27 protein-coding genes are annotated in these 24,594 nt (G+C 66.0%); 8 read left to right on the forward strand and 19 right to left on the reverse strand.

All coding sequences use genetic code 11. From position 1 onward, the window contains the following. Positions 1 to 38 precede the first annotated feature (38 nt). Both EI171_RS42790 and EI171_RS42795 read left to right on the forward strand, forming a co-directional pair. Positions 39 to 1,673, forward strand: a complete 1,635-nt coding sequence (locus tag EI171_RS42790) for a DUF1963 domain-containing protein (protein ID WP_371740380.1) — start codon at positions 39 to 41, stop codon at positions 1,671 to 1,673. Then, a complete protein-coding gene (locus EI171_RS42795) occupies positions 1,664 to 2,353 on the forward strand; it encodes a hypothetical protein (RefSeq protein ID WP_161536730.1) in 690 nt (229 codons plus the stop codon). Before EI171_RS42790 ends, EI171_RS42795 begins: the two co-directional genes overlap by 10 nt. A 233-nt stretch (positions 2,354 to 2,586) precedes the next feature. Here the strand turns inward: EI171_RS42795 and rsmD are convergent, their stop codons facing one another. Both rsmD and EI171_RS42805 read right to left on the reverse strand, forming a co-directional pair. After that, a complete protein-coding gene (gene rsmD, locus EI171_RS42800) occupies positions 2,587 to 3,141 on the reverse strand; it encodes a 16S rRNA (guanine(966)-N(2))-methyltransferase RsmD (RefSeq protein WP_161536731.1) in 555 nt (184 codons plus the stop codon). After that, positions 3,142 to 5,220: a pseudouridine synthase gene (locus tag EI171_RS42805; protein ID WP_161536732.1), complete on the reverse strand. Its 2,079-nt coding sequence runs from the start codon at positions 5,218 to 5,220 to the stop codon at positions 3,142 to 3,144. A gap of 119 nt (positions 5,221 to 5,339) precedes the next feature. Here EI171_RS42805 and EI171_RS42810 point away from each other — a divergent pair, with 119 nt between their 5' ends. Further along, a complete protein-coding gene (locus EI171_RS42810; RefSeq protein WP_038955606.1) occupies positions 5,340 to 5,798 on the forward strand; it encodes a nucleoside deaminase in 459 nt (152 codons plus the stop codon). Here the strand turns inward: EI171_RS42810 and EI171_RS42815 are convergent. The 5 genes from EI171_RS42815 to EI171_RS42835 form a co-directional block, all read right to left on the reverse strand. Then, positions 5,795 to 6,700 (reverse strand): alpha/beta fold hydrolase, encoded by a 906-nt coding sequence (locus EI171_RS42815; protein WP_028174639.1) that lies wholly within the window; start codon positions 6,698 to 6,700, stop codon positions 5,795 to 5,797. The genes EI171_RS42810 and EI171_RS42815 overlap by 4 nt on opposite strands. A gap of 189 nt (positions 6,701 to 6,889) precedes the next feature. Next, complete coding sequence (gene purD / locus EI171_RS42820; protein ID WP_161536733.1) at positions 6,890 to 8,173, reverse strand: phosphoribosylamine--glycine ligase; 1,284 nt, start codon at positions 8,171 to 8,173, stop codon at positions 6,890 to 6,892. Positions 8,174 to 8,391: 218 nt separating this feature from the next. Continuing rightward, on the reverse strand, positions 8,392 to 8,691 hold the full coding sequence (locus EI171_RS42825) for a transcriptional regulator (protein ID WP_161536734.1): 300 nt from the start codon (positions 8,689 to 8,691) through the stop codon (positions 8,392 to 8,394). Further along, entirely contained in the window at positions 8,691 to 9,245 is a 555-nt protein-coding gene (locus EI171_RS42830; RefSeq protein WP_161536735.1) for a hypothetical protein, read from the reverse strand. Before EI171_RS42830 ends, EI171_RS42825 begins: the two co-directional genes overlap by 1 nt. Before the next feature lie 244 nt (positions 9,246 to 9,489). After that, entirely contained in the window at positions 9,490 to 10,500 is a 1,011-nt protein-coding gene (locus EI171_RS42835; protein ID WP_161536736.1) for an alpha/beta hydrolase, read from the reverse strand. 119 nt (positions 10,501 to 10,619) lie between these two features. Between EI171_RS42835 and xseA the strand changes: the two genes are divergently transcribed. Continuing rightward, positions 10,620 to 12,257 (forward strand): exodeoxyribonuclease VII large subunit, encoded by a 1,638-nt coding sequence (gene xseA, locus EI171_RS42840; RefSeq protein WP_049832534.1) that lies wholly within the window; start codon positions 10,620 to 10,622, stop codon positions 12,255 to 12,257. 214 nt (positions 12,258 to 12,471) lie between these two features. Here xseA and EI171_RS45210 read toward each other — a convergent pair whose 3' ends face one another. Together EI171_RS45210 and EI171_RS42845 are read right to left on the reverse strand one after the other, a co-directional pair. Next, a complete protein-coding gene (locus EI171_RS45210; protein ID WP_165448178.1) occupies positions 12,472 to 12,621 on the reverse strand; it encodes a hypothetical protein in 150 nt (49 codons plus the stop codon). 222 nt (positions 12,622 to 12,843) lie between these two features. Beyond that, on the reverse strand, positions 12,844 to 13,668 hold the full coding sequence (locus tag EI171_RS42845) for a dienelactone hydrolase family protein (RefSeq protein WP_028174629.1): 825 nt from the start codon (positions 13,666 to 13,668) through the stop codon (positions 12,844 to 12,846). Between the two features lie 203 nt (positions 13,669 to 13,871). On the opposite strand from EI171_RS42845, the gene EI171_RS42850 reads away from it, so the two are divergent. Continuing rightward, entirely contained in the window at positions 13,872 to 14,099 is a 228-nt protein-coding gene (locus tag EI171_RS42850) for a DUF2093 domain-containing protein (protein WP_011090242.1), read from the forward strand. Positions 14,100 to 14,115: 16 nt separating this feature from the next. On the opposite strand, the gene EI171_RS42855 is transcribed toward EI171_RS42850, so the two are convergent. Next, the gene (locus tag EI171_RS42855; protein WP_161536737.1) at positions 14,116 to 14,421 is read right to left on the reverse strand and encodes a hypothetical protein; all 306 of its coding nucleotides are present in this window, start codon (positions 14,419 to 14,421) and stop codon (positions 14,116 to 14,118) included. A 177-nt stretch (positions 14,422 to 14,598) separates the two neighbouring features. Here EI171_RS42855 and EI171_RS42860 point away from each other — a divergent pair, with 177 nt between their 5' ends. Together EI171_RS42860 and EI171_RS42865 are read left to right on the forward strand one after the other, a co-directional pair. Then, a complete protein-coding gene (locus tag EI171_RS42860; RefSeq protein ID WP_161536738.1) occupies positions 14,599 to 14,886 on the forward strand; it encodes a hypothetical protein in 288 nt (95 codons plus the stop codon). 406 nt (positions 14,887 to 15,292) lie between these two features. After that, the gene (locus tag EI171_RS42865; protein ID WP_028174626.1) at positions 15,293 to 15,478 is read left to right on the forward strand and encodes a hypothetical protein; all 186 of its coding nucleotides are present in this window, start codon (positions 15,293 to 15,295) and stop codon (positions 15,476 to 15,478) included. A 385-nt stretch (positions 15,479 to 15,863) separates the two neighbouring features. On the opposite strand, the gene EI171_RS42870 is transcribed toward EI171_RS42865, so the two are convergent. The 7 genes from EI171_RS42870 to EI171_RS42900 form a co-directional block, all read right to left on the reverse strand. After that, entirely contained in the window at positions 15,864 to 16,199 is a 336-nt protein-coding gene (locus EI171_RS42870) for a GYD domain-containing protein (RefSeq protein WP_011090245.1), read from the reverse strand. Between the two features lie 236 nt (positions 16,200 to 16,435). After that, on the reverse strand, positions 16,436 to 17,452 hold the full coding sequence (gene lpxK / locus EI171_RS42875; RefSeq protein WP_161536739.1) for a tetraacyldisaccharide 4'-kinase: 1,017 nt from the start codon (positions 17,450 to 17,452) through the stop codon (positions 16,436 to 16,438). Next, entirely contained in the window at positions 17,445 to 18,791 is a 1,347-nt protein-coding gene (locus EI171_RS42880) for a 3-deoxy-D-manno-octulosonic acid transferase (protein WP_082755944.1), read from the reverse strand. The genes lpxK and EI171_RS42880 overlap by 8 nt, the downstream gene beginning before the upstream one ends. Next, positions 18,754 to 19,467 carry a lysophospholipid acyltransferase family protein gene (locus tag EI171_RS42885; RefSeq protein WP_161536740.1) on the reverse strand — a complete coding sequence of 238 codons (714 nt, stop codon included), beginning with the start codon at positions 19,465 to 19,467 and terminating at the stop codon, positions 18,754 to 18,756. The genes EI171_RS42880 and EI171_RS42885 overlap by 38 nt, the downstream gene beginning before the upstream one ends. Then, positions 19,464 to 19,709 carry a DUF4170 domain-containing protein gene (locus EI171_RS42890; protein WP_011090249.1) on the reverse strand — a complete coding sequence of 82 codons (246 nt, stop codon included), beginning with the start codon at positions 19,707 to 19,709 and terminating at the stop codon, positions 19,464 to 19,466. Before EI171_RS42890 ends, EI171_RS42885 begins: the two co-directional genes overlap by 4 nt. Before the next feature lie 60 nt (positions 19,710 to 19,769). Next, complete coding sequence (locus EI171_RS42895; protein WP_028174622.1) at positions 19,770 to 20,588, reverse strand: 3'(2'),5'-bisphosphate nucleotidase CysQ; 819 nt, start codon at positions 20,586 to 20,588, stop codon at positions 19,770 to 19,772. Beyond that, entirely contained in the window at positions 20,575 to 21,966 is a 1,392-nt protein-coding gene (locus EI171_RS42900) for a TldD/PmbA family protein (protein WP_028174621.1), read from the reverse strand. Before EI171_RS42900 ends, EI171_RS42895 begins: the two co-directional genes overlap by 14 nt. 264 nt (positions 21,967 to 22,230) lie before the next feature. Here EI171_RS42900 and EI171_RS42905 point away from each other — a divergent pair, with 264 nt between their 5' ends. After that, positions 22,231 to 22,749, forward strand: a complete 519-nt coding sequence (locus EI171_RS42905; RefSeq protein ID WP_011090252.1) for a DUF6101 family protein — start codon at positions 22,231 to 22,233, stop codon at positions 22,747 to 22,749. 110 nt (positions 22,750 to 22,859) lie between these two features. Here EI171_RS42905 and ubiA read toward each other — a convergent pair whose 3' ends face one another. Then, positions 22,860 to 23,792 (reverse strand): 4-hydroxybenzoate octaprenyltransferase, encoded by a 933-nt coding sequence (gene ubiA, locus EI171_RS42910; RefSeq protein WP_161536741.1) that lies wholly within the window; start codon positions 23,790 to 23,792, stop codon positions 22,860 to 22,862. After that, positions 23,789 to 24,448, reverse strand: coding sequence for a hypothetical protein (locus EI171_RS42915; protein ID WP_161536742.1), 660 nt, complete (start codon positions 24,446 to 24,448; stop codon positions 23,789 to 23,791). The genes ubiA and EI171_RS42915 overlap by 4 nt, the downstream gene beginning before the upstream one ends. Positions 24,449 to 24,594: the final 146 nt, after the last annotated feature.

The raw sequence follows: 24,594 nt of genomic DNA on the forward strand, positions 1-24,594 counted from the left end.
TGCTACCTGAGGCTGTCCTGCGATGTCTGGGGTCCAGCATGTCTTGGTGGCAAGTCCTGGTCGTATGCGCCGTGGCGTTTGTTGTTTGGGATTTTCGCCGCTTTCAGCGGGCGAGAGCCACGACCTCGCCCCCGTGGCCAGGTCCGGCGACTTTCGCGCGGGTGCGGCGCGACGCGCCGATTCCACCGCTGCTTGGGATCAGCGAGAGCGTGTCGGTCGTCTTGCGACGGCAGATTCCGCCGCGGTTCGAACCGCCACGATCATGGCTGGGCGGGCTGCCGATGATGCCCCATCACATCGAATGGCCGCGGTCGATTTCGTCGGAATATCCTGATAGAGGCGAGCGGCCGCTGCACTTCATAGCGCAGATTGCCTGCGCCGACCTGCCGGCCGAATTATGGGGCGGGCTCGGGCCGCGCCAGGGCTGGCTCCTGCTGTTCATCGACCCCAATCAGGGCGCGCCTCAGGGACCTGATGCCTTTCGCATTCTGCATGTCGATGCGCTCGGCTCCGAGCGGGAGCCGCCGGCCGATCTCGGGCCTGTGCATGACGGCGTCTATAGCGGGTTCGACTATGACTATTGCCGCACCGCCGACGAGGTGCCGCGGCGCTGGCGGCGCTGGCCGGTCGATCTCGTCGTCGTGCCCAATGAGGCGCGGATCGAAGGCCGGCGGACGCGCGTGGCGCCGGAGAATTTCGCGAGCATCCTCTATCCGGGGCAGCCCGTCGCGTCGGACCGCGAGCGGCCGGACGAGATCGAGCCTTTCACCTGGCGCGGCGCGCTTCGCGTGCTTGACAGCATGGCGCGCACTTATCCGCCGTCAGCCAAACCGCCGGACGAGCTTAAGATACCCGATCGGCTGGTCGAGCGGCTGAGCCAGCCGGGTTATATCGGCTCCATCCTCGCCGTGATCGAGGCCGATGACGCCAATTGGACCGCGATGTCCCGGGCTGATCTCGAGGGCCCCGAGCCGGAGGACGAGGCGATGCGCCTGCGCCGTGCGCAGACGCGGCGCGCGGCGGAGAACCGCAGAACACGACGCGAAGCGCTGGCGGCTTTCCTGGCCAGCCATCCCACGCTGGAGTCGATCGTGGACTATCTGCACCGGTCCGAGCGCGAGCTTGGCGAGTGGAGCACCGCGATGCGCGAACGCGTTGCCGGCGAGAGATCAGCCGTGCTGGCGCACGACCTCGACAGCCCGATTCCGGACGATGCCTGGCGAGCGCTCAAGGCGCGCCTGCAGCAGGACGCATTCCGGTTCTGGAGATATTCCTCCGCCGACCGGGATGGCGAGCGGAGCCACGTTGCCTTTTACGAACACGAAATTTCCGCCTGGTCCTTCCAGCGCGGCCACATTCGCGAGCTGGTGGCCGACTATTACGTCGATGAAGCGAAGCGGCCACTGATCCCGCCCGCCGTGCTTTCCGAATTCGAGCCGTATTGGCGCAGCCTCTATCACAACCGTCCCCATCGCATCGGCGGTTACCACGACGGCTTGCAATCAGATGCGCAGATCGGCCCAACCCGGAAGCTCTTGCTGTTCCAGATCGCAACCGACGACGCCATGCACTGGTGCTGGGGCGACGTCGGCGCCTACTATGTCTTCATCGACATGGACGCGCTGAAGAAGATGGATTTCTCGCAGGCAACGATCACCCTGGAATGTTACTGACGATGCACAGCAGTTCGGCACGCGTGGTTGCCACCTCGGTCCCACACGTCGATCTCATGCGGAATGAACAGCCTTTGCTGTTTGCCGCGATGTGGATGTCGAGCGAACACAGCCATCTGTTCAAGGAGCTGGCCGTCGGAACACACGGCTTCGTCAATGAGGTGGGTTTCGCTGCGGGCTGGGCAGCTCCTTTGTCCTCGCTGCCGCCGTGCAACATGGCATTTTACCAGGAGTTCATGCGCGACCGCTACTTCTGGGTGAAGACAGGCGATTGCGGCGGCCATCTGGGACGGCTGGAGATCAATGAAGCGCTGGTCGAAGATACCTACATGCGCGGGTCGATCGACCAAACCGGTTTCGAACTGATCCTCACGCTCGGCGAGGACGCCTACGGGATCTTCGCGGATCGGGTGGAATTGGGAAAGCCCAGGCCCGACTTCGATCATCGCAACGTCATTCTCGGCGTACCGACGCCGCCGTTTGCCTTTCCCGCGCTACGCGGCGGTCCCAGGCCGGGCGATGCGACTAACCTTCAGCCGATTAAACGGCTTGAGCTGTCCGACATGTTCGTCGTCCTCGTGAACCGCCGCTTGGGCGAACCACCTGACAGCGCCTCGATGCATGACCGCTTCGAAATAATCTCTGCTGCAAGGTTGACGCTGGTAGCTGAAGGAGCCTGATCATCGCTGCAATACCGGCATTTCGTCAGGTTCCAGCCGAAGGCACATTTTACCGCCTTCAGGGCATTGCCGAGCACGCCGCTGATAAACGGGCTTCGTTCCAATTGCGGGGCGATCCAGACATTGGCGCCATCAAGAGTGTGTTCGGAAACGACCCATCTCACTGTGGCCTCATGGTTCGAGACGCGCTTCGCGCTCCTCACCATGAGGGCCTATGACGCAGTAGGGTTAGGCTACGGCTTCCTCAAAAACACGAACTCCGTGTCGTCGTAAGCCCGCCGCTCCAGCTCCTCAAAACCTTCCGGCGCCACGAACTGCGCGGCCTTGGCCTCTTCCACCACCAGCAGCGCGCCCGGTGTCAGCCAGCCGCCATCGCGCAGGCTCGCAAACGCCTTCTCGGCAAATCCCTTGCCGTAGGGCGGATCGAGGAACACCAGCGAGAACGGCTCGACGGGATGGGCTGGGCCGAGATCGGTCGCATCGCGGCGATAGACTTTCGTCACGCCGCCGAGGCCGAGCGACTCGACGTTGTTACGCAGCAGCGCACGCGCCTCCGCGCCGTTGTCGACGAACAGCACGAACTTCGCGCCGCGCGAAGACGCCTCGATGCCGAGCGCGCCGGTGCCGGCAAAGAGATCGAGCACGCGCGCGTCCTCGATCGGATCGTCATAGGCGTGCACGAGGATGTTGAACACGGACTCGCGCAGGCGGTCCGCCGTGGGGCGGATGTCGCGCGAGGACGGTGAGGCGAGATTACGCCCCTTCAAGCGACCGCCGACGACGCGCAATTAGTCCTCCCGCGGCGTCAAATCGCGCTTGCCGTGATAGCCGCGCTTGGGACGGCGCGGGGGGCCATAGCCGCTCGCCTCCGCCTCGTTGCGCTCGCGCGCCTCCTCGCTGCCGGTGCGCTGCACCAGCACGCGGCGGCCCTTGCGGTCGTTGATCACGGCGCGCTTGCTGGCGGGCTTCTTCTCGTGCGGCGCGCCGTCATCGGTCGCAGCGGCCTTCTGCGGCACGTCGAACTGCGCACCCGACTTCTCGATCACCTTGTCGCCGAGCTGCTCGCGCAGCACGCGCGACTTGATCTCCTCGACCTGGCCTTCGGGGACCTCGCCGAGCTGGAACGGGCCGTAGGACACGCGGATCAGCCGGTTCACCTCGAGCCCGAGATGGGCGCAGACGTTGCGCACCTCGCGGTTCTTGCCTTCGCGGATCGCGAACACCAGCCAGACATTGGCGCCCTGGTCGCGCTCGAGTGTCGCATCGATCGGGCCGTATTTGACGCCCTCGACCTCGATGCCAGCCTTGAGCTCGTCGAGCTGGGCCTGGGTGACGTCGCCATGGGCGCGGACGCGGTAGCGGCGCAGCCAGCCGGTGTCCGGCAGCTCGAGCGTGCGCGCGAGGCCGCCGTCATTGGTGAGCAACAACAGGCCTTCGGTGTTGAAGTCGAGCCGGCCGACGCTGATCAGGCGCGGCAGACCTTCGGGCAGATTGTCGAACACGGTCGGACGACCCTCGGGATCGTCATGCGTGGTCATGAGGCCGCGCGGCTTGTGATAGAGGAACAGCCGCGTGCGCTCGCGCGGCGGCAACGGCTTGCCGTCGACAGTGACGACGTCGTTCGGTGTGATGTCGAGCGCCGGCGAATTGATGACGCGGCCGTTGACGGCGACGCGGCCCTGCGTGACCATCTCCTCGGCGTCGCGGCGCGAGGCAAGCCCCGCGCGCGCCAGCGCCTTGGCGATGCGCTCGCCGGCCTTCTTCGGCTTCGGCGCTTCTTCGCGGCGCGGCCGCCCCTCGAAATCCCGATCGCGCTCGCGATAGGCGCCGCGGCCACCGAAGGCCGGGCGCTTCTCGAAGATCCGGCTCTCGTCCTCGTTTTCGCGGCGCGGACGATCACCGAACCGGCCTTCGCTGCGCGGATGCTCGTGCCAGTCGGAGCGGCCTTCCGAGCGCTCGCGCGGGCGATTGAATTTCGGGCGGTCGCCGCCGCGCTCGCCATCGCCGTCACGACGGGGACGATCGAATTTTGGACGATCATCGCGCGGGCGATCGAACTTGGGACGATTAAACTTGGGACGGTCGAATTTGGGCCGCTCGCGGAACGGACGATCGCCCGACGGACGATCGTCGCGCGAACGCGAGAACCGGGGACGGTCGTCGCCGCCTTCGCGCTTCTGCCAGGGCTTGTCTTCGCTGCGATCGCGGCCGCCAAAATCCTTGCGTGGACCCTTGCTGAAATCCTTGCGCGGCGGCCGGTCGCCGCGCGGACCCGCATCGCGCTTCTGCCACGGCTTTGAATCGCTGCGCTCGCCACGATCGCGCGGGCGGTCGCTGCGGTCGGGTGCGCCGCGCGAGAATTTCCGCTCGCCGTCGAACTTGCGTTCCGGGCGGTCGCCACGCGGCGCGTAGGGCCGCTTGTCGCCAAACTTCTTGTCACCGGTCCGGCCGGCGGGGCGGGAGTCGTCGCGATCCCGGCTGCGCGGCGGACGGTCGTCACGGCCATAGGACGGGCGATCACCGCGCGGCTTGAACGGCCGCTTCTCGCCATCGCGCGAGCCGCGATCCGAAAACGGACGGTCGCCACGCGGCTTGAAGCTGCGCTCACCGCGCTCCTCACCACCGCGGTCGTCGCGCTTGAAGCGCGGGCGGTCGCCGAAATCGCGGCGCGGGGCATCGCCCTCTTCGCGGCGGCGGAACGGACGCCCCTCGCGGTCGCCGCGGGGCGGACGGCTGTCGCCCTTGCCCTCAAAGCCGCGCTTGGCGAACTTCTTCTCAGGGCCGCGCGCCTTGCCGGAACGGCCCTTGGCCGGGCCTCGATCACGCCGGCCGCGGGAATCGTTGTCTTTGTCGCTGTCGCGAGGCATGAATAATCTCACTCAGGGGGTGGCCAGAGGGCAGTGTGCGCGCTCGTTCCGAGCCGCATGCTCAGGCAAAACCGGTATTCACTCTTGCTGAAGGCGGAGCTACTAGCAGGTTTCTGGCGATGATACGAGGCTTGAAAGCCCCCTCTTTCATGGATTTGGCGCTCAAAACGGCCGAAAATGCCGGAAAGGCGGGCGAAGTTCCGATCGGATGCGTCGTGGTCCGCAATTACGAGGTCATCGCCACGGCCGCCAACCGGACGCTGACCGATTACGACCCCACGGCCCATGCCGAGATCGTCGCGCTGCGCGAGGCCGCGAAAAAGATCGGCAGCGAGCGCCTGGTCGACTGCGACCTCTACGTGACGCTGGAGCCCTGCACCATGTGTGCGGGCGCGATCTCTTTTGCAAGGGTCAGGCGACTCTATTACGGCGCCGCCGACCCCAAGGGCGGCGCGGTGGAATCAGGCGTGCGCTTCTTTGCCTCGCCGACCTGCCATCACGCGCCGGACGTCTATTCCGGGGTCGGCGAGAGCGAAGCGGCGCGGCTGCTCAGGGAGTTCTTTCGGGAGCGGCGCTAGCTGCCTGCGAAGAACTCGCGCAGCGCCTTTGCGGTGACGTCGGGGTTCTCCTCGGTGAGGAAGTGCCCCGAGTCCACCGGCATTCCGTCGACGTTCGTGGCCCATTGCTTCCAGGTATCCAGCGGTGTCGCTGCGGCCTGCGCCACGCCGGCGTTGCCCCACAGCGCCAGCATGGGAATGGTGATCTTCTTGCCGGCCTCGAAATCGGCCTTGTCGAGGTCGTAGTCGAAATAGGCACCGGCGCGGTAGTCCTCGCACATCGCGTGCACGCGGGCGGGATCGCGGAACGGGGCGATGTAGTGCTCGAGCGCGCGCTCGTCGATGGCCTCTAACGTCTTCGACTTGGTCTGGCTCGCCATCTTGAAGCGCAGGAAGAACTCGCCGTTGCCCGAGATCAGCGTCTCCGGCAGCGGGGCGGGCTGTGCCAGGAAGGTCCAGTGATAGATCTTCAGCGCGTAGGCGCGGTTCATCCGCTCCCAGTAATTATAGGTCGGCAGGATATCGAGCACGGCAAGGCGCGACAGCCGGCCGGGATGGTCGAGCGCGAGGCGGTAGGAGACGCGGCCGCCGCGGTCGTGGCCGGCGAGCGCGAAGTGCACGTGGCCGAGGCGCTCCATCGCCTCCACCATGGCCTTGGCCATCGCGCGCTTGCTGTAGGGCATGTGCAGCGCGTCGCTCTCGGGCATGTCGGACCAGCCATAGCCCGGCAGGTCGGCGATGATCAGCGTGAATTTGTCGGCAAGCTGCGGCGCCACGCGGTGCCACATCACATGCGTCTCGGAGAAGCCGTGCAGGAGCAGCAGCGGCGGGCCCTTGCCGCCGACGCGGGCAAAGATGCGGCCGAGGGAGGTGTTGATCCACTCGGAGGCGAAGCCGGGATAGAGGTCGGCGAGATCGGACATCTTTCTGCATCCTTGTCTGGTCAGTCCCGGAGCCGCCCCCAACAAAAATGTCGAAAACAACCCCATGCACAGTAGCACGCGTCCTCGGCGAAGGGCGCTAAGCCCAACAGCCGACTACGCATTTTTGAAATGTCGATGTGGCGGCGCGATGGCGCAAGGTTTTTTGCGCGCGCAGCGGAAAAACCGCTGTCAGCCCCTGGCCTTCTCCGCTTCCACCGCCTGCCAGCCGATGTCGCGGCGGCAGAAGCCTTCCGGCCAGTTGATGCGGTCCACGGCCTGATAGGCGCGGCCTTGCGCCTCCGTCACGGTCGCACCGAGCGCGCAGACATTGAGCACACGGCCGCCATTGGCGAGGATCGCGCCGTCCTTTGCGACCGTGCCGGCGTGGAAGATCTCGACGGTGTCGACCTTGGCGGCCTCCTCCAGCCCCTCGATGCGCGTGCCCTTCTGGTAGTCGCCGGGATAGCCCTTCGCCGCCATCACCACGGTGAGCGCGGATTCCGGATGCCAGCGCAGATCGAAATGCTTCAACTCCCCATCGCAGGCGGCAACGAACGCCGGCACGATGTCCGACATCATGCGCAGCATCAGCACCTGGCACTCGGGATCGCCGAAGCGGACGTTGAACTCGAACAGCTTCGGCCCCTGCGTCGTCAGCATGATGCCGGCATAGAGGATGCCGCGGAACGGCGTGCCGCGCTGCTTCATGCCTGCGACCGTCGGCAGGATGATCTTCGCCATGATCGCGTCATGGATCGCGGGCGTCACCAGCGGGGTCGGCGAATAGGCGCCCATGCCGCCGGTGTTCGGGCCGACGTCATGATCGAACACGCGCTTGTGGTCCTGCGCGGAGGCCAGCGGAATCGCGGTCTCGCCGTCGCACAGCGCGAAGAAGCTGATCTCACGGCCGGGCAGGAATTCCTCGATCACGACTTCGGCGCCGGCTTCGCCAAAGGCGCCCTCGAACATCATGGCGATGGCGTCCTCGGCCTCGCGCACGGTCTTGGCGACGACCACGCCCTTGCCGGCGGCGAGGCCGTCGGCTTTCACCACGATCGGCGCGCCCTGGCTGAGGACATAGTCGCGCGCGTCCTTGGCGTTGGTGAAGCGCTTGTAGGCGCCGGTCGGAATGCCGAATTCGGTGCACAGCGCCTTGGTGAAGCCCTTGGAGCTTTCGAGCTGGGCGGCGGCCCCGCTCGGCCCGAACGCCTTGATGCCGGCGGCGGTGAGATCATCGACGATGCCGGCCGCCAGCGGCGTCTCCGGGCCGACCACCACCAGCTCGACCGCGTTGGTCTTGCAGAAGTCGATCACGGCCGCATGGTCGGCCACATCGAGCGCCACGCACTCCGCCTCGCGCGCGATGCCGGCATTGCCGGGCGCGCACCAGAATTTGGTCACCAGGGGCGAGGCCGCGATCTTCCATGCGAGGGCATGTTCGCGGCCGCCGGAACCGAGCAGGAGAATGTGCATCGAAGGCTCGAAATGAGGGGTTTGCTGGGGGCGGAGGTCGCACGAATCGCGGCGGGTCTCAAGGGGGCTTGCCCCGAACTCCCCGTCATTCCGGGGCGCGGCGAAGCCGCGAGCCCGGAATCCATAACCACCATCGTGAGTATGGATTCCGGGCTCGCGCCAAGAGGCGCGCCCCGGAATGACGGTGGAGAGAGGAACGCCTCGAAATGACGGTGGGGCTAAACCTGCTTCCCCGCAATGATCTCCTGCAACGTCGCCACATGCCGCGCGAAGGCGCCGCGGCCGGTAGCGGTGGCGGTGACCGTGGTCTGCGGCTTCTTGCCGACGAAGGCCTTCTCCACGGACACGTAGCCCGCCTTGGCCAGCGTCTCGATATGCGCGCCGAGATTGCCGTCGGTGGCGCCCGTCAGTTTCTTCAGCCGCGAAAATTCCAGGCCCGCCGTCGCAGGCAGCGCGTTCAGTGCCGCCATGATCTTGAGCCGCAGCGGCTGGTGGATGATGTCGTCGAGCTCGGCCATCAGATCCGCCGCATCCAGAGGCCGCCGAGGATCAGCCCGCCGCCATTGACGAAGGCCATCCAGAGCGGGAACGCCTCGCCGATGAAGAAGAAACCGATCAGGGTCAGCGCGGAGATGCCGAGACCGATCGCCACGAAGGCGTGGCCGAACCAGAGGCCTGCCAGGGTGTAGAACAGCATGAAATAGAGCGGCCAGAACGCACCCAGCTGGCGCGGACCGAAATGGCCGATGACGTTGGTGCAGAGATAGCCGAAGGCGAAGAACAGCACGAACACCAGGAGGAGCCTGATGTCGAAGGCGGCGCCATGAGGGTGATGCGGCGGATTGAGCAGGCGCAGCGCAACCAGACCGCCGACACCGAGAACATCGACCGCGACCCAGGCATGGACCGCGTAGATCGGCCAGAGCCAGGTCACGAGATTTCCTGCGAACACCAGCACGCCCCACCAGACGGCAGCATAGCTCGCCAGCTCGTAGAGCTGCGATTGCTTCACGCGCTGGACGATGTCGTCGATGTCGGCCAGCGCTGCGGACGCCTCCTTGCTGTCGATCATGTCGTCCCTTTCAGTCCCAGCGCTATCTCGTATGACGCTCGGTGACACCTGAGCGCACGCCTCGTCCTTCGAGACGACCGCTTCGCGGTCTCCTCAGGATGAGGCTCAGCTGCACCAGTCCCCTTTGAAGCTACCTCCGCAAACTCCGCCCTCATCCTGAGGGTCCGCCGCAGGCGGGCGTCTCGAAGGATGGCCGCGGGGAAGCCGCTCCCATATGCGCTTGCCTTGCCATCAGCGGATCGCATCATGACTGCCCGCTCCCGCGCGTTGCCACGTCCTCGGCGATGGCCGAGATCGCCTTCGGGCTGGTGACGATGCCCATGTGGTTGATGCCGTCGATGATCTTGACGTCGACCGACGGTTTGATCGCCTGCACCGCCTCCGCATATTTATCCGAGATCATCATCTCGTCCTCGGCACCGCCGAAGATCGTGATGGGGCGTGTCGCCGCCGCGAGATCGAGACGATAGCCGCGCGTCGCGAAATTGCGCATCAGGCGGTCGGAATAGGTGGGGACGAGATACTTCGCCGAATTCGCAGGCACGGCCAGAGCAAGCACCGGAAGCTGCGAGCAACAGTCGATGCCGAGCTTGCGCAGCGCGGTGAGGCCGAGGAGGCGGGGAACGTCGGCATTGGCCCAGCCGCCGGAATGCGGCTTGTTGGTCGGCGCGTCATAGCCGAGATAGGGCGCGAGCAGCACGGTGCGCACGAACATGTCCTGCATGATCGGCGTCGCGGCGACGCGCAGCGCGAAGCCGGCGCCGGCGGAATGGCCGATCAGGGTCAGCGGCAGATCGGGCGCAGCCTTGCGGACATGAGCGACGAAATCGACCAGATCGTCCTCGAGCTGGCCGACATAGCCGATATCGCCGCGCGTGCCCGAGGCGCCGTGGCCGCGCATGTCGCGCGCCCAGGTCTCGACGCCGCGCAAGGCGATCGCATGGGTCAGCGCGTGGTTGACGGTGCCGCTGGAGCCGGAGGAGCCGTGGATGAAGATCGCGCCACGGCCGCTCGCCGGCCCGTTCGGGACGTAGTGGCGAAAGCCGAGCCAGCTGCCGTCACGGGCCTGAAAACGCTCGAGCGGCGGCATGGTCGAGAAGTCGACAAGCTTCACCGACTCCGAGACCGACCGCATCTCCGGCGGCCGCTCCGGTGGCGTTGCGATCATCGCGACCAGGATCAGCGCCACGGCGCCGACTGCGCACAGGGCCCATTTCAGTCCGTTCAACACGCCGCGCAGCAGCCGGATCGCCATGGCTCAACTCCATTGAACTCACCATCGATAGAGAACTCTATATTACAGAGTACTCTCCATATCAATCCCCGGATTGGCGCCGCGCGGCGAAAATCCTTAACGTCGGGCCTGACCCCAAAATGCCGAATCGTTTGCCGATGCCGCCCGCGGAACCCCTGCTCAACGCCCCCGAATTCACCGTCTCCGAGCTTTCACAGTCCCTGAAGCGGACGGTGGAGGATGCCTTTGGCCATGTCCGGGTCCGCGGCGAGATCTCGGGCTTTCGCGGCGCCCACTCCTCCGGCCACTGCTATTTCGCGCTCAAGGACGAGAGCGCCAAGATCGAGGCGGTGATCTGGAAGGGCGTGCACGGCCGGATGCGCTTCAAGCCGCAGGAGGGGCTCGAGGTCATCGCCACCGGCAAGCTCACGACCTATCCGGGCTCCTCGAAGTACCAGATCGTCATTGAAGCGCTGGAGCCGGCCGGCATCGGCGCGCTGATGGCGCTGATGGAGGAGCGCAAGAAGAAGCTTGCCGCCGAGGGCCTGTTCGACGAGGCGCGCAAGCAGCTGCTGCCTTGGCTGCCGGAGGTGATCGGCGTCGTGACCTCGCCGACCGGCGCCGTCATCCGCGACATCCTGCACCGGCTGGAGGACCGCTTCCCCCGCCATGTGCTGGTGTGGCCGGTCAAGGTGCAGGGCGAAGGCTCGGCCGAGCAGGTTGCGGCCGCGATCCGCGGCTTCAACGCGCTGCCGGAGGGCGGCAAGATTCCGCGGCCCGACGTCTTGATCGTCGCGCGCGGCGGCGGCTCGCTGGAGGATCTCTGGTCGTTCAACGAGGAGATCGTGGTGCGGGCAGCAGCCGAGAGCATGATCCCGCTGATCTCCGCCGTGGGCCACGAGACCGACATCACGCTGATCGATTTCGTCGCCGACAAGCGCGCGCCGACGCCGACGGCGGCGGCCGAGATGGCGGTGCCGGTGCGCAGCGATCTGTTCGTCGAGGTCGCCGATCTCGCACGGCGCACCCGCGCCTATTGGCAGCGCGCCCACGAAAGCCGCCGCAGCGAATTGCGTGCGGCTGCGCGTGCGCTGCCGGCGGCCGGAGATCTGCTGGCGATCCCGCGGCAGCGGCTGGATTCGGCGGGCGCCGCCCTGCCCCGCGGCTTGAAAGCCAACACGCATGCGCATTTCCGCAGGTTTACGGCTGCGGGCGCAAAGCTGACGCTGCGCGTGCTGCACGGGCAGATCTCGCAGGCCGACCACCGGCTCACCGTGTGCGGCGAGCGGCTCGGTCTCTCCGCGCGGTCGCTGTTGCGGCAGCGGCGCGACCGCTTTGCCGGTCTCGAGGTGCGGCTGCGGGCCTCAAAACTCTCCAACGCCCAGGCGCAGCGCAATGCGATTGCCCGCCAGCGCGAGCGCACGCATCGTCTGGCCGAGCGCGCCAACCGTGCGCTGGTGACGCTGCTGCAACGGCTTGACGCCCGCGTCGAGGCCAGCGGCAAGCTGCTGTCGGCGTTGTCCTACCGCGGCGTGCTCGCGCGCGGCTTTGCGCTGGTGCGGGACGAGGCCGGCCATCCCCTGCATTCGGCCGACAGCGTCGGTCCCGGCGCACGCGTCGAGATCGAGTTCGCGGACGGACGCGTCGGCGCGACGACGGACGCGGATCGTCCGGCGCCTCCTGCCAAGCGCGCACAGCAACCGAAGCCGGCCGCGCAGGAGACCAAGCCCGCGCCGAAGCGCGTCGGCAAGCCGGTGGATCAGGGCAGTTTGTTCTGAGTTGGCGGCTCACTCTCCGTGTCGTCCTGGCGAAAGCCAGGACCCATTACCCCAGGAAGTAGTTTGGCGAAGACTGATCGTTCGGGACTAATGCCGCGTACAATCGATAGATTCCGCGGTATGGGTCCTGGCTTTCGCCAGGACGACGTTGGGGAGAGTTGGTCGCCCTCTCAATACATATCAGCGCGGAAGGGTAGGAGTCGCAACAGCCCGCCTAGCGGCAGGACAATCCCGCGTCGATCGTGGTCCAGAAGCCGCAATGTTCAGGCGCGAGCATTGGCGCGCCGGCGTGGGCTTCGAACAGGAAGATCGCGACGGTGAAGACGATCAGTGCGGAGGAAAAGAGGACGATGCGGTTGCGCATGTGGGATGCGTTTAACTGACATCGTGGTCGAATGATGGCACCGTCCCGTGCTGAAACCGCAGCCATGCGCGATCCGTAGATTCACGGTCGGCCACTCTCCGTGCAGGGCGGTGGTCGATGCGGGGCTGTCCGCCTCAAATTGTTCCTCGGGCGGCCCCGCTTGGGAATCCGTAGCCCCCTAGCCCGCATGAGCGCAGCGATATCCGGGCTTCTGGATCTTCATCACCGCGCCAGCCACTCCGCGACGTCCTTCTGCGACTCCGCGCGCGCGACCGCATCGGTGCCGAGATGGCCGTGCTCGGGCGCGGCGGCGTCGCTGCTGCCGCTAGCTGCGTGCAGCGGCGTGTTGGCGCGGTCGAAGTCGTGATAGGCGCCGGGATAGACCACGATGCGCGCGAGCGCGCTGCGGCCATGCGCACCCTCGACCATCTGGCGGCAGGCCGGCGGCGACGACACGTCGTCATTGGCGCCGATCAAAACCAGGGTCGGCACCCGCGTGCTCCAGCCGAGGCCGGCGGAGATGCGGCAATCCGGATAGAACGCGATCGCCGCGCGGAAATCCGGCCCTGCGTCGCGCGCCGCGTTCTGCGGGCGCACCGCCCACAGCAGCGTGCTCGCGCCGTTGGCCCAGCCGATCAGGCTGACGCGGTCGCGCGCGACCCAGGCCTGCTTCATCAGCCAGGCGCGCGCGGCCGCGACGTCGGCAACACGCTCGCGCCGCGCCTTGACGTGCGTCTCCTTGACGCGGCATTGCGGCCCGAGCTCGCGCGAGCCGTAGCTGTCGGGCAGCAGCACCGCGTTACCGGCCTTGAGAAGCCGCTCCGCCCAGTCGCGATAGCGCGGCAATACGGGATCGGCATGGCCGCCGAGGCCGCCGCAGCCATGCAGCGCGATCACGGTCGGAAACGGCCCGGCGCCCTCGGGCTTGTAAAGCTGGGCATGCAGGATTCCGGAGCCGAGCGGAATCTCGACCTGCTGCGGCGCAGGCGCAGCGCGCGCGGCCGACATCAGCAGCATCAGGAACAGGGCGGTCAATCGAAGGCGCATCGGGCTCTGCCGTATCAGGTGCCGGCCGCTTGCGCCGGGACGATCCTTCGCCCGAAGCACTATCATGCGAAAACGGCGGCAAAACAACACAAACCGGTGGGTTTACCGGGCGGACAGGCCGCCCTATCTATGCTACATCCCGTCCAACACATCGTGCCCTCCAGGGTTTTTTACGGAGAGGCCTTCCACGGAGACTTTCGACCGTGCTGAACAAGTTCGGCTCTTCCGGCAATGGCGAAGCGCAGGTGCAATATCTCGATGGCGATTTCCGCGTGATCTCGCCGGGGACCTATGTGCGCTGCGCGATCACCGACACGCGGATCCCGCTCGACGAATTGAAGTACTGGAGCGTGGACCTTCAAGAAGCCTACGCCACGCCGGCCGCGGTGCTGCAGCGGCATTTCCCCGGCGCGCCAAAGCCGCAGCCGTGAGGCCGCGCCTGCGCTGCTATTGCTGCTCAGTGGCATCCCCGCCCACGCAGGTCTTGATGAAGGTCTTCCTGGGCTCGCCGACGACCTTCTGATCGATCGCCTGCTTGAGGCAATCGACCCGCGCCTGCGCCATGCAGAGCTGCATCTGGTCGCGCTTGTCCTGTCCCTTCAGGTTTTGCGTCGTGCCGAGACACGTCACGCGCCTGGTCGCGGGAACCGGCACCGTGCCGGTCGAAGCGGCGGGCGGCGTCGTTTGTGCAAACACGGGCGCAATGATCAGACACACAAGGCTGGCGGCGACAGTCGCGGACGGCAATTTCATCGAATTCTCCCGATCGGTCCCGGACCGATAGGCGTTTTGCGATGAATGTCGCGTGAATGGCGAACTGCCGCAGGGTGCGGCAGAGCACAAGCGCGCCCACCATCACTTCGTCGCGGGCGTGTGCTCAGGCTTGGTGAGATTGTGTTACGTTGGAGGCAGGACAGTTTGGGAGCTCGAATGGGACGCCCGAATGCATTCGACGGGATGATGCACGAATTCTGTGCGAACCTAAATTGGTGTGGCGGCGTCGAGGATCGCGCGCCGCTGCACGTTTCCGACTTTATTCCAGACACAGGGCCGGTTTCTGCGGATCAATTTGCAGGCTGGCTCATCATGGCCGAAGGTCTCGATCCCGACCGGTTCAGTGCTTCCGAGCGCAGCCAACTGAAGACTGTCTTCGTGAAGCACATGGGAACGGACGTCGTCGATGCGAGCAAGCTTCGCTCCGGACATCACGGCGTGTAAATTGCGCCGCGCTATTCCAGCCACCGCGGCACGCGGCAGTGCACCTGAACTGCGGGTCTCACAGCCAAAATGATCTCCATCGTGCCGATCTGCGTTGCATCGAACGGTGCTTGCACTCCTTGGTGAGTCATTTCGCGCTGTGGTTGGATTCTTTGGTGCGACTTGGCGCCCTTAAGTTGTTTGACGAAGTCTTGCTGAAACAGAGGGCTGCTATAGTGCATCTTAGGTAACTGGCCCTGCTCTTTTTATCGCGCAGACAATCAAGTCAACCAAACGGCCATCGAGCTTTGGAATTGGCGCAGTCTGTGAACGGGCTCATATCGAAGAGCCATCTGGCGGGTTACGATCACCTCGAAAATTTGCGGTGAAATATTTGTAAATCGAAAGTCAAACGATGGGGGTGATCATGCCCACCATACTGGACCTGCTCTATCGTGAATATTGCCGCGCCCGCCTCGCTGAAATGCGGAAACAGCTGCTGATCGCAGCTGAACGCTCTGAAGCTCTCGAAGCGCATTATCATCCTGCGGACCAGGGTGACGATGAGAGGACGGACGTACAACGCAAGACCGGTCGCGGCGTGCCGACTTGAAGCGGCACCAAGACCGGCGATCTCTCCCGCGTAGCAGTGACCAAGCAATTGGCAGCAGTTTGGGAGCAAGCAATGAATACACCCGAATGCTATACTGTCATGGTGGCCTGCGCCTCGTGCCTGACCATCATCGGAATGATTGCCGTTGGAGCCTGGTGAGGGGGCCTGACCGCCGAGCCGCGATTGCACGCCGTTAGCGGGCCCGCTGCCAAGCACGTTCAGTCGGACCTAGGACGCCGGACGCAGCACGCGCCGTCCCGCATCGTCCGTCAATGGACGCCGCAAGGCCTTCGCCGCGCCTCAGCGTGCAGACCTGCTTCTTGCTGTGAGGAAAGCGTTGCCGCCGCTTGATGCGATTGCGGCGGCATCGCTCGAGATCCGGATATCAGCCTCCGGGCGGAGTATACGAAGAACGCAGCTTCGCCGCGTTCTGGCGGACCTGCTTGATCTCGTCCTGCGTGAACAGCCGGGTCAGCTTCACGTTCTGCAGGGTGCCCGCCGTGACGGTCAGGCCGGAAATCGCCGGAGCCGCACTCGGATCAGGCACATCGAAAATCACCAGAACGCCTGGACCGTCGGCCGCAACGCTGTACATCGAAATCAGCTTGCCGCCGGCCGCTTCGATGAGTTTCCTCGCCGCCTCCTGGCGATTGGTCGTGGGGTTTTCCAAAATGGCGTTGAGAGCGCGTGGTGTGTATTGTCCAGTGAGGCAAAAATGCATGGCATGTTCTCCTCTGAGCTTTTGGCAATGACTCTCGCGGCCGTTCCGAACTTATCGGTACGGTCTCGCATCTGAAATGATGAAGGTACGTTGCCCGCCGTGGGCATAAACGCCGCCGATGATTGCCGGGAGTTCGGCACGTCCCGGTGACGGCTCTCATCGAAGGCTACATCAACTCCCGAACGTGCGGAAGAGAATTCATCCGCCGCGACATGTCGCCCCGGTGTCGCACGCGATCAACGCCTGCCGAACCGCCGCTCGCGCGCCTTGTAGAGATGATCGCTGATCAATTGCCGCAACTTTACCGGGTCATCGAATTCGAGCTGCACCGCGAACGGCACGATGCCGTTGGGCACGCCCTCGCTGCCGCGCAGGCGCGCGAGATCCTTTTCCGTGGTCACCAGCGTCAGCTGCTCGCGCTGTGCGTCCGCCGCGAGCGCGGCGATCTCCTCGGGCGAGAACATGTGGTGATCGGCGAAGCGACGCGTGCGCGCGACATCGATGCCGCTGGCGCGCAGGGTGCGGAAGAAGCGTTCGGGATCGCCAATGCCGGCGAATGCGAAAACCCGTTTGCCGAACAGCTGCGCGACCGAGGCAGCATCCGGCTTCAGGCGCGCGCGCAGCTCCGGCTTGTTGCGCTTGGCAAGCTCGGCCGCGACGTCGTTGGCGGCGCGGCCGTCGCCGATCAGCACCAGCGCGTCGGTGCGCGCGAGCTGGGCCTTCAGCGGCGCGCGCAGGGGACCGGCGGGAAACACCTTGCCGTTGCCGATGCCGCGCTCGCTGTCGATCACGATCAGCGAGACATCCTTGAGCAGACGCGGGTTCTGGAAGCCGTCGTCCATCAGGATCACGGTTGCGCCTTGTGATTTGGCGAGCGCGACGCCGTCGAGGCGGTCACGCGCGACGACGACCGGGACGTCGCGCGCCATCATCAGCGGCTCATCGCCGACATCGGCTGCGATGTGACGCGCGCCGTCGACCATCACCGGGCCCTGCAGGCGCCCGCCATAGCCGCGGCTGAGCACGACAGGCGTCTCGCCGAGCTCACGCAGGAGCTTCGTCAGCGCCAGCACGGTCGGCGTCTTGCCGGCGCCGCCGACATGGTAGTTGCCGACGCAGATCACGGGGATGCCGGCGTCGAATCCCTGGAGCGCCATGCGACGCGCCGTGATCGCGCCGTAGAGCGCGCCCAGGGGACGGAGGATTTGGGACTCTGGGGAACGCGGCCGGTACCAGAAGGCCGGCTCACGCATTGGCGGCTCCCATCTCGATCCGCAATTGCAGCAGATACGGCTCGAGCGCGGTCATGGTGCGCTCCAGCGCGCCGCCGAGCTGCTCGACCACGCTGCTGCCTGCGTGCTGTATCTTGTCGCGCACGGCGGGATCGGCCAGGAGCTGGCCGAGCTGCTTGACCAGGATCTCCTGCGTGTCGGCCTGGCGCGCGCCGCCGCTCGCATCGAGCGCTTCGTAGACGTCGGCGAAATTGAAGACGTGCGGACCATGGACGATCGCCGCACCGAGCTTGATCGCTTCGATCGGATTCTGGCCGCCATGGCGGATCAGCGACCCGCCCATGAACACGATCGGCGAGAGGCGGTAGAACAGGCCGAGCTCGCCCATGGTGTCGGCGACATAGACATCGGTCGCGGCCGTCGGCAGCTCCTCGCGCGAGCGCAGCGCCGGCTTCAGGCCCGACGCGGTGATCAGGCCAGCGATCGAGGAGCCGCGATCCGGATGGCGCGGCACGATCACGGTCAGAAGCTGCGGGAAGAAACCGACGAGGCTGCGATGCGCCGCCACCAGCATCTCGTCCTCGCCCGGATGGGTCGAGGCCGCGACGATGATCGGACGCCCGCGCGTCATCGCCATCAGCCGTTCGAGCTTGGCGGGATCGGCCGGCGGCGCCGGCACGTCGAGCTTAAGATTGCCGGTGGTGAGGACGTCGCGGCCGCCGAGCGCGGAGAAGCGTTCGGCGTCAAGCTTGGACTGCGCCAGGCAGATGTCGAACCGCGACAGCAGCGCCGAGATGGTACCGTACATGCGCCGCCAGCGCGGGAAGGAGCGCGGCGACATCCGACCGTTGATCAGCACCATCGGCACCCGCCGCGTTGCGCCCGCCAGGATCAGGTTCGGCCACAGATCCGATTCGATGAACAGCGCCAGCGACGGCTTCCAGTGGTCGAGGAAGCGCGCGACATAGCGCGGGGAATCATACGGCACGTATTGATGGATGACGTCGGGTGGAAAGCGTTTTGCGACGACGGCGGCCGAGGTGACGGTGCCGGATGTAAGCAGGATGCGCAAATTGAGATCGCGCAGCCGCCCGATCAGCGCCGCCGCGGCCAGAACCTCGCCGACGCTGGCGCCGTGGATCCAGACCAGCGGACCATGCGGCCGCACATCCCGGGACAGGCCGCGCCGCTCGCCGACACGCGCGGGGTCTTCCTTGCCCTGCTTCAGCCGCCGCTTGATCAGCGCAGGCGCGAGCGGCACCAGGCCGGAAGCCAGGCGCTGGTACATCCGCAGCGTCATCGGCAGCGCTCTGGGCAGCGAATTAGGCATCTTGCGGCCCCGGGCGGCCGAGCTGCGCATAGGCGCGCCGGGTCGCTTCGTTCAACGTCTCCTCCAGCTCCAGCCGCAACGCTTCCATCATGGCGGCGTCGGCCTCCGGCGGAACGTGGATTTCCTTGATGCCGACCAATGCGCCCCGCCCGAACGGCAGGTTGATGGTGGTGCGGTCCCAGTTCTTGAGCCGGATGAAACGGCTGGTCGCCATCGCGAAAGGCATGATCGGCCGCCCCGATTCCCGTGCCAGCATGATGATGCCGAGCCCGGCCACGCGCGCGCGCTTGGGGACATCGGCGGTCAGCGCGACATTACAACCGTCCTGCAGCGTCCGCACCATCTCCTTGAAGGCGCCGACGCCGCCTTTACGGTGGAAGGCACTGCCATGATCCCCGGAACCGCGGATGAGACCGATGCCGAGCCGCTCCACCGCGATGGCGTTGAACTCGCCGTCGCGGTGCCGGGAGATCAGGACCTTGGCCCGGTAGGAGTCCTTGTTCTTGATGAACGGGGTGAGGAAATGCTGGCCGTGCCAGAAGGCGAAGATCGCCGGGATCTGCGGCTCGACGATGTCATAGACGTCGGGCGGATCGAACGTGAATTTGTTGGTCCGCCAGACCAGACGCAGATATTCGGCCGCCAGGACCCCGACGGCACGCTGAAACCAGCTGCTTCGCAGCGTATTGCGAAGCAGCTTTTTCAACGCGCCTTCGTTTCTTGATTCGGGTCGAGCAGCCGGTGGAGATGGACGATGAAGTAGCGCATCTGCGCATTGTCGACCGTGCTCTGCGCCTTGGCGCGCCAGGCGACGTGGGCGGACGCATAGTTCGGGTAGAGGCCGACGATCTCGACGTCGTCGAGGTTCTTGAAGGTGTTGTGCTCGAGATCGAGCAGTTCGCCTCCGATGACGAGATGAAGCAGTTGTTGCGGGGCACTATCTGGCATGGGTTCTCTTCCTAACGGGCTGCCCGGCAAAGCAGTGTTCGACAAGCACAGCGAAAGCGCTCAGGGCAAGGGACGATTTCGAAAATGCGCGACAATGCTCGCATGACGATCGCGACCCGCTGCCACCAGCACCCCGTGCGCCACTTCCCGGCGGTTATAGAGGATGGGATCTCCGGAGAGGTCGCTCATCCTACCATCCGCTTCCTGCACGATCAAATCGGCCGCCGCAAGATCCCAATCATGGCTGTTGCCGCCCGCAAAAGCCGCATCCAGCGCGCCATGGGCGACCCGGCAGAGCCGGAGCGCGAGCGAGCCGATTCGCGGGTGCAGCTTGATGTCGCCGCCGGCGGTATTGAGACGCTCGACCATCGGCTTGGGGCCGGCCATGCGGGAGAAATCGAGCGTGGACCCGGGCGTCGCCCGCACCGGCTTGTCGTTGAGCAGCGTACCCTGGCCGCGGGCCGCGAAGAAGAACTCGCCGCTGGCCGGCGCGAACACCGCGGCCAGCAGCGGCGCGGCGTCCTCGACCAACGCCACGCTGACGCACCATTCGTCGTGGCCGCCCAGATAATTGCGCGTGCCGTCGATCGGATCAACCACCCAGACCAGCCGCCGCGACAGCCGCGTGGAATCGTCGGCGCTCTCCTCCGACAGCCAGCCATAGTCGGGCGTGGCACTGCGCAGGCGCGCTTCGAGCAGGTCGTTGACGGCGATGTCGGCTTCCGACACCGGCGAGGACGCGCCCTTGGTCCATGTCTTCAGCTCGGTGCGGAACATCGACTGCGCGAGCGCGCCCGCTTCCCGTACCGTGTCTTTCAGCAGCGCCGCGTCGCGCGTCAGGATCGTCGCGTCGAGCGAGTTCGCGTCAGCGTCCGCCAAGCGTCAAACCCTCGATACGCACCGTCGGCGCATTGATGCCGTAGCGGAATTCGAGATTGTTGGCGGGCTGCATCGACTTGAAGATCTCGAACAGGTGGCCTGCGATCGTCACCTCGCTGACGGGATAGGTGATCTCGCCGTTCTCGATCCAGAAGCCGGAGGCGCCGCGGCTGTAATCGCCGGTGACGCCGTTGACGCCGGAGCCGATCAGGTCGGTGACGTAGAAACCCTGCTTGATGTCGGCGATCAGCTCGGCCGGTGTCGGTGTGCCGGCTTCGAGATGCAGATTGTACGGCCCGGGCGAGGGCGAGGACGAGACGCCGCGATGGGCGTGGCCGGTGGTGGCAAGGCCGAGCTCCCGCGCGGTGGCGCAGTCGAGCAGCCAGGTCGTCAGCACGCCCTCGTCGATCAGCGCGATCTTCTTCACCGCGACGCCCTCGGCATCGAAGGTCTGCGAGCGCAGGCCGCGCTTGCGCAGGGGATCGTCGATGATGCGGATGTTCTTGGCGAACAACTGCTGGCCGAGCTTGTCCTTCAGGAAGCTGGTCTTGCGCGCGATCGAGGCGCCGTTGATGGCACCGACGACATGGCCGACCAGCGAGCCCGCAACGCGCGGATCGAACACGACCGGCACCTTGCAGGTCTCGACCTTGCGCGGATTGTAGCGCGCCACGGTGCGCTCGCCGGCGGAGCGACCGACGATCTCCGGCGACAGCAGGTCGGCGCCATGCGGCGCCGAGGTGAAGTCGTAGTCGCGCTCCATGCCGGTGCCTTCGCCGGCGATTGCGGTGGCCGAGATGCCCTGGCTCGAGCGCAGGTAGGAGCCGTGGAAGCCGGTTGAGGTGACGAGCACCATGCCGCCCATGCCGGCGGAGGCCGAGGCGCCGCCGGACTTGGTCACGCCCTTCACCGCGAGCGCAGCAGCCTCGGCTTCGAGCGCGCGGCGCTCGAGCTCCGAGGTTGCCGGAATATTCGGATCGAGCAGATCGAGATCGGGGAAATCGCGCGCGAGCAGTGCGGGATCGGCGAGGCCGACATATTTGTCGTCGGGTGCGACCTTCGCCATTGCGACCGCGCGTTCGGCGAGCTTGGTCACGGCATCGCCGCTGACGTCGTTGGTCGAGACCACCGCCTGGCGCTGGCCGACCAGCACGCGCAGGCCGACATCGTCGCCCTCGGACCGCTCGGATTCCTCGACACGGCCGTCGCGCACCTCGACGCCTTGCGAGACGCCGCGCACTGCGACCGCATCGGCCGCATCCGCGCCGGCGCGCCTGGCAGCCTCGACCAGCCGCTGCGCGAGATCGGACAGCGCGGACTGATCGAACAGGTCGCGATTGGCTTTGGGCGAAAGCGTCGAGCTTGGTGAAGGGTTCACAAACGAAATCCTGTTGGGGCGGGGTTCGGGACCGGAACCCACAGATGTGCCCTGATAGCGCGGACTTCAAGCATTTTCAGCCCGCTAAAAGCTCAGATTCGCGACTTCGGCGCAACGTCTCGTCAATCATGCGCGCCAAGGTCTTGTCAATCATGAGCCGCGGTGACGCTGGGTTAACCAGCCTTTTTAAGCGGTTTCGGAAGCCGCCGCGCTAAGGTCCTCGCATCGACCGGGAACATAATCCTGGCGGGGAGAACTAAAGCCGTGAGGCGTCAAACAGCAACAAGCGGGATCGCTCCCGCCGGGTCGAGCCGCTCTCTGCGGCTCGACCCTCTTTCCCTTCCGGTCCGCTTCGATGCGCATGATCCGCGCGCCGACGGATACACAAGGCAGATCGAGCTTCATCGCGAACGTGTCGTGCTGCGCCGTGCCGTCCGCGGCATGCGGATGGCGATCAACGTGCGCGTCAGCGACTTCTCCGGCGTCGCGCTGCGCGGCAACGACGCGGCGCAGGCCCTCGTCCTCGTCCATCGCGATCCCTCGCTCTCCGTTCCGCTGCTGGTCGGCGCCGACGGCGACGAGCTCACCGAGGCCTGGGCGGTCTGGAGCGAGATCTTCGCGCTTCCGCAGCTCGACGAAGGCGCGCGCAAGCCCGCACCGCGCCGCCGCCGCGCCAACGCGATCCGCGCCCGCCGTCCGAAATTCCTGATGCGCCGGCGCACCGCCATGGCGCGCGAGCTGTCGGTTCATCACGGCGAGCGCGAGATCATCGCGAGGAACTAAAGGTGCCGTAGGGTGGGCAAAGCGAAAGCGTGCCCACCTATTTCCATCTCAATCTCGGCAAGATGGCGGGCACGGCGCAAGAGCGCCTTTGCCCACCCCACGCATTTGCGTCACGCCGCGCGCATCACCGCGTCCGCGAGCAATCCCGCAAACAACAGCAGGCCCGCATCCCGGTTCGACTTGAACAGGCGCAGGCAAAGCGCGGGATCGCCGATCCTCAAGCGCACGATCTGCGAGGCCAGATGCGCGGCGAAAGCGGCAAGCCCGAGCCAGGCGGGCCAGCGCACATCGCCTGACGCCAGCGCGACGCCGATCAGCACCACCGCAAGCCCATAGAACAGGATCAGCGCCTGGTGCGTGTGCGCGCCGAACAGGCGCGCGGTGGACTTGATGCCGATCAGCGCGTCGTCCTCGGCATCCTGATGCGCGTAGATCGTGTCATAGCCGATCACCCAGGCGATCGATCCGCCATACAGCACGAGCGCGGTGACGTCGATGCGGCCGAAGGTGACGGCAAAGCCCATCAAGGCGCCCCAGGAGAACGCGAGGCCGAGCACGATCTGCGGCCACCAGGTGATGCGCTTCATGAAGGGGTAGATCGCGACGATCAGAAGCGAGGCGATGCCGGTCAGGACCGCGAAGCGATTGAATTGCAGGAGCACCACGAGACCGATCAGGGCCTGCGCGACCATGAAGGCCAGCGCCTGCTTCGTGGTCACCTGCCCCGACGGCAGCGGCCGCGAGCGGGTGCGCTCGACCTTGTCGTCGAGATCGCGGTCGGTGATGTCGTTCCAGGTGCAGCCTGCCCCGCGCATGACGAAGGCGCCGATGAAGAACAGGACGATGGTGAGCGGCAGGCGGCCGGAATCGTGCGCGATGCCGGCGGCGAGCGCCGCCGACCACCAGCATGGCATCAGGAGAAGCCAGGAGCCGATCGGACGATCGAAGCGGGACAATCGCAAATAGGGCCGCGCCCATGGCGGCGCGAGCGTATCGACCCAGTTGCCGGTGGAGTCGGCAACGCGGGCGGATGTGTCGCTCATCGCGTGAGGACGTTGCCGTTGAGCGTGTCGAAGGTGCTGCCGCCCTTCTTGCCGGCATTGGCTTCAGGTGCCGAGCCCGAACCCAGCACCTCGCTCAGCGACGGGCCGGCCGGACCGCGCGGCTGGTTCTGCATCTGCTGCGCGACGTTGCAGACCTTCGTGGTCATGGCCTCGGTGTTCTTGTGGCCGTCCTTCATCTGCGCGCCGACCTGCGGCGGGATTCCGCATTTTGCAGCGTTGGTCTCGACGTACTTGATCATCTTCATTTCAGCCTGGCCGAAATTGCGGATCAGCTTGCACGCCTCGTCCGGCGGCGCGTGGCGGTCGCTCGCGGCCTTAATCGCCTTGCCGCGCTTCTCGGCCTCCTCGCGCAGGGGAATGAAGGCCTTCATGCAGTCCTCACCCGGGGCTTGCGTCGGCGGGGCCGCGCTGAAAGCGCCGGCGCCGCCGACCGGCGCGGCGCCGTTCACCGGAAACGAGGATTGCGGCGCCGTGCCGACGGAGGCTGTCGGCGCCGAGCCGTTCACGGGCGGAAACGCCGAGCTGCTCGCGGCCTGGTTTGGCAGCGGCGCCGGGAAGGCGCTTTGCGCATAGGCGCCAGCGGCCCCCATGGTGATCATGGCGGCGGTGATCGGAACCATCAAATGACGGATCATCAAGGCAGTCTCTCCGGCAGGAGCTTACGGGGTTCGGCGTCTTCCCAATTGAAGCGCAACCAGCGTGTTCGCGTTTTTACGATTCCCGCCGGCCCTTAACAACCCGTCGAATAGGGCAAGAGCGCGGCGCGCCGACGCACCAGTTT

The sequence above is a fragment of the Bradyrhizobium sp. LCT2 genome (assembly GCF_009931255.1).
Classification (GTDB): Bacteria; Pseudomonadota; Alphaproteobacteria; order Rhizobiales; family Xanthobacteraceae; genus Bradyrhizobium; species Bradyrhizobium diazoefficiens.

Bases quoted from the DNA above. Each gene is read 5' to 3' on its own strand.
- EI171_RS42790 (WP_371740380.1), top strand. From the start codon at position 39: ATGTCTTGGTGGCAAGTCCTGGTCGTATGCGCCGTGGCGTTTGTTGTT.
- EI171_RS42795 (WP_161536730.1), top strand. From the start codon at position 1,664: ATGTTACTGACGATGCACAGCAGTTCGGCACGCGTGGTTGCCACCTCG.
- EI171_RS42805 (WP_161536732.1), bottom strand. From the start codon at position 5,220: ATGCCTCGCGACAGCGACAAAGACAACGATTCCCGCGGCCGGCGTGAT.
- EI171_RS42810 (WP_038955606.1), top strand. From the start codon at position 5,340: ATGATACGAGGCTTGAAAGCCCCCTCTTTCATGGATTTGGCGCTCAAA.
- EI171_RS42815 (WP_028174639.1), bottom strand. From the start codon at position 6,700: ATGTCCGATCTCGCCGACCTCTATCCCGGCTTCGCCTCCGAGTGGATC.
- purD (WP_161536733.1), bottom strand. From the start codon at position 8,173: ATGCACATTCTCCTGCTCGGTTCCGGCGGCCGCGAACATGCCCTCGCA.
- EI171_RS42825 (WP_161536734.1), bottom strand. From the start codon at position 8,691: ATGGCCGAGCTCGACGACATCATCCACCAGCCGCTGCGGCTCAAGATC.
- EI171_RS42830 (WP_161536735.1), bottom strand. From the start codon at position 9,245: ATGATCGACAGCAAGGAGGCGTCCGCAGCGCTGGCCGACATCGACGAC.
- EI171_RS42835 (WP_161536736.1), bottom strand. From the start codon at position 10,500: ATGGCGATCCGGCTGCTGCGCGGCGTGTTGAACGGACTGAAATGGGCC.
- xseA (WP_049832534.1), top strand. From the start codon at position 10,620: ATGCCGAATCGTTTGCCGATGCCGCCCGCGGAACCCCTGCTCAACGCC.
- EI171_RS45210 (WP_165448178.1), bottom strand. From the start codon at position 12,621: ATGCGCAACCGCATCGTCCTCTTTTCCTCCGCACTGATCGTCTTCACC.
- EI171_RS42845 (WP_028174629.1), bottom strand. From the start codon at position 13,668: ATGCGCCTTCGATTGACCGCCCTGTTCCTGATGCTGCTGATGTCGGCC.
- EI171_RS42855 (WP_161536737.1), bottom strand. From the start codon at position 14,421: ATGAAATTGCCGTCCGCGACTGTCGCCGCCAGCCTTGTGTGTCTGATC.
- EI171_RS42860 (WP_161536738.1), top strand. From the start codon at position 14,599: ATGGGACGCCCGAATGCATTCGACGGGATGATGCACGAATTCTGTGCG.
- EI171_RS42865 (WP_028174626.1), top strand. From the start codon at position 15,293: ATGCCCACCATACTGGACCTGCTCTATCGTGAATATTGCCGCGCCCGC.
- EI171_RS42870 (WP_011090245.1), bottom strand. From the start codon at position 16,199: ATGCATTTTTGCCTCACTGGACAATACACACCACGCGCTCTCAACGCC.
- lpxK (WP_161536739.1), bottom strand. From the start codon at position 17,452: ATGCGTGAGCCGGCCTTCTGGTACCGGCCGCGTTCCCCAGAGTCCCAA.
- EI171_RS42880 (WP_082755944.1), bottom strand. From the start codon at position 18,791: ATGCGCAGCTCGGCCGCCCGGGGCCGCAAGATGCCTAATTCGCTGCCC.
- EI171_RS42890 (WP_011090249.1), bottom strand. From the start codon at position 19,709: ATGCCAGATAGTGCCCCGCAACAACTGCTTCATCTCGTCATCGGAGGC.
- ubiA (WP_161536741.1), bottom strand. From the start codon at position 23,792: ATGAGCGACACATCCGCCCGCGTTGCCGACTCCACCGGCAACTGGGTC.
- EI171_RS42915 (WP_161536742.1), bottom strand. From the start codon at position 24,448: ATGATCCGTCATTTGATGGTTCCGATCACCGCCGCCATGATCACCATG.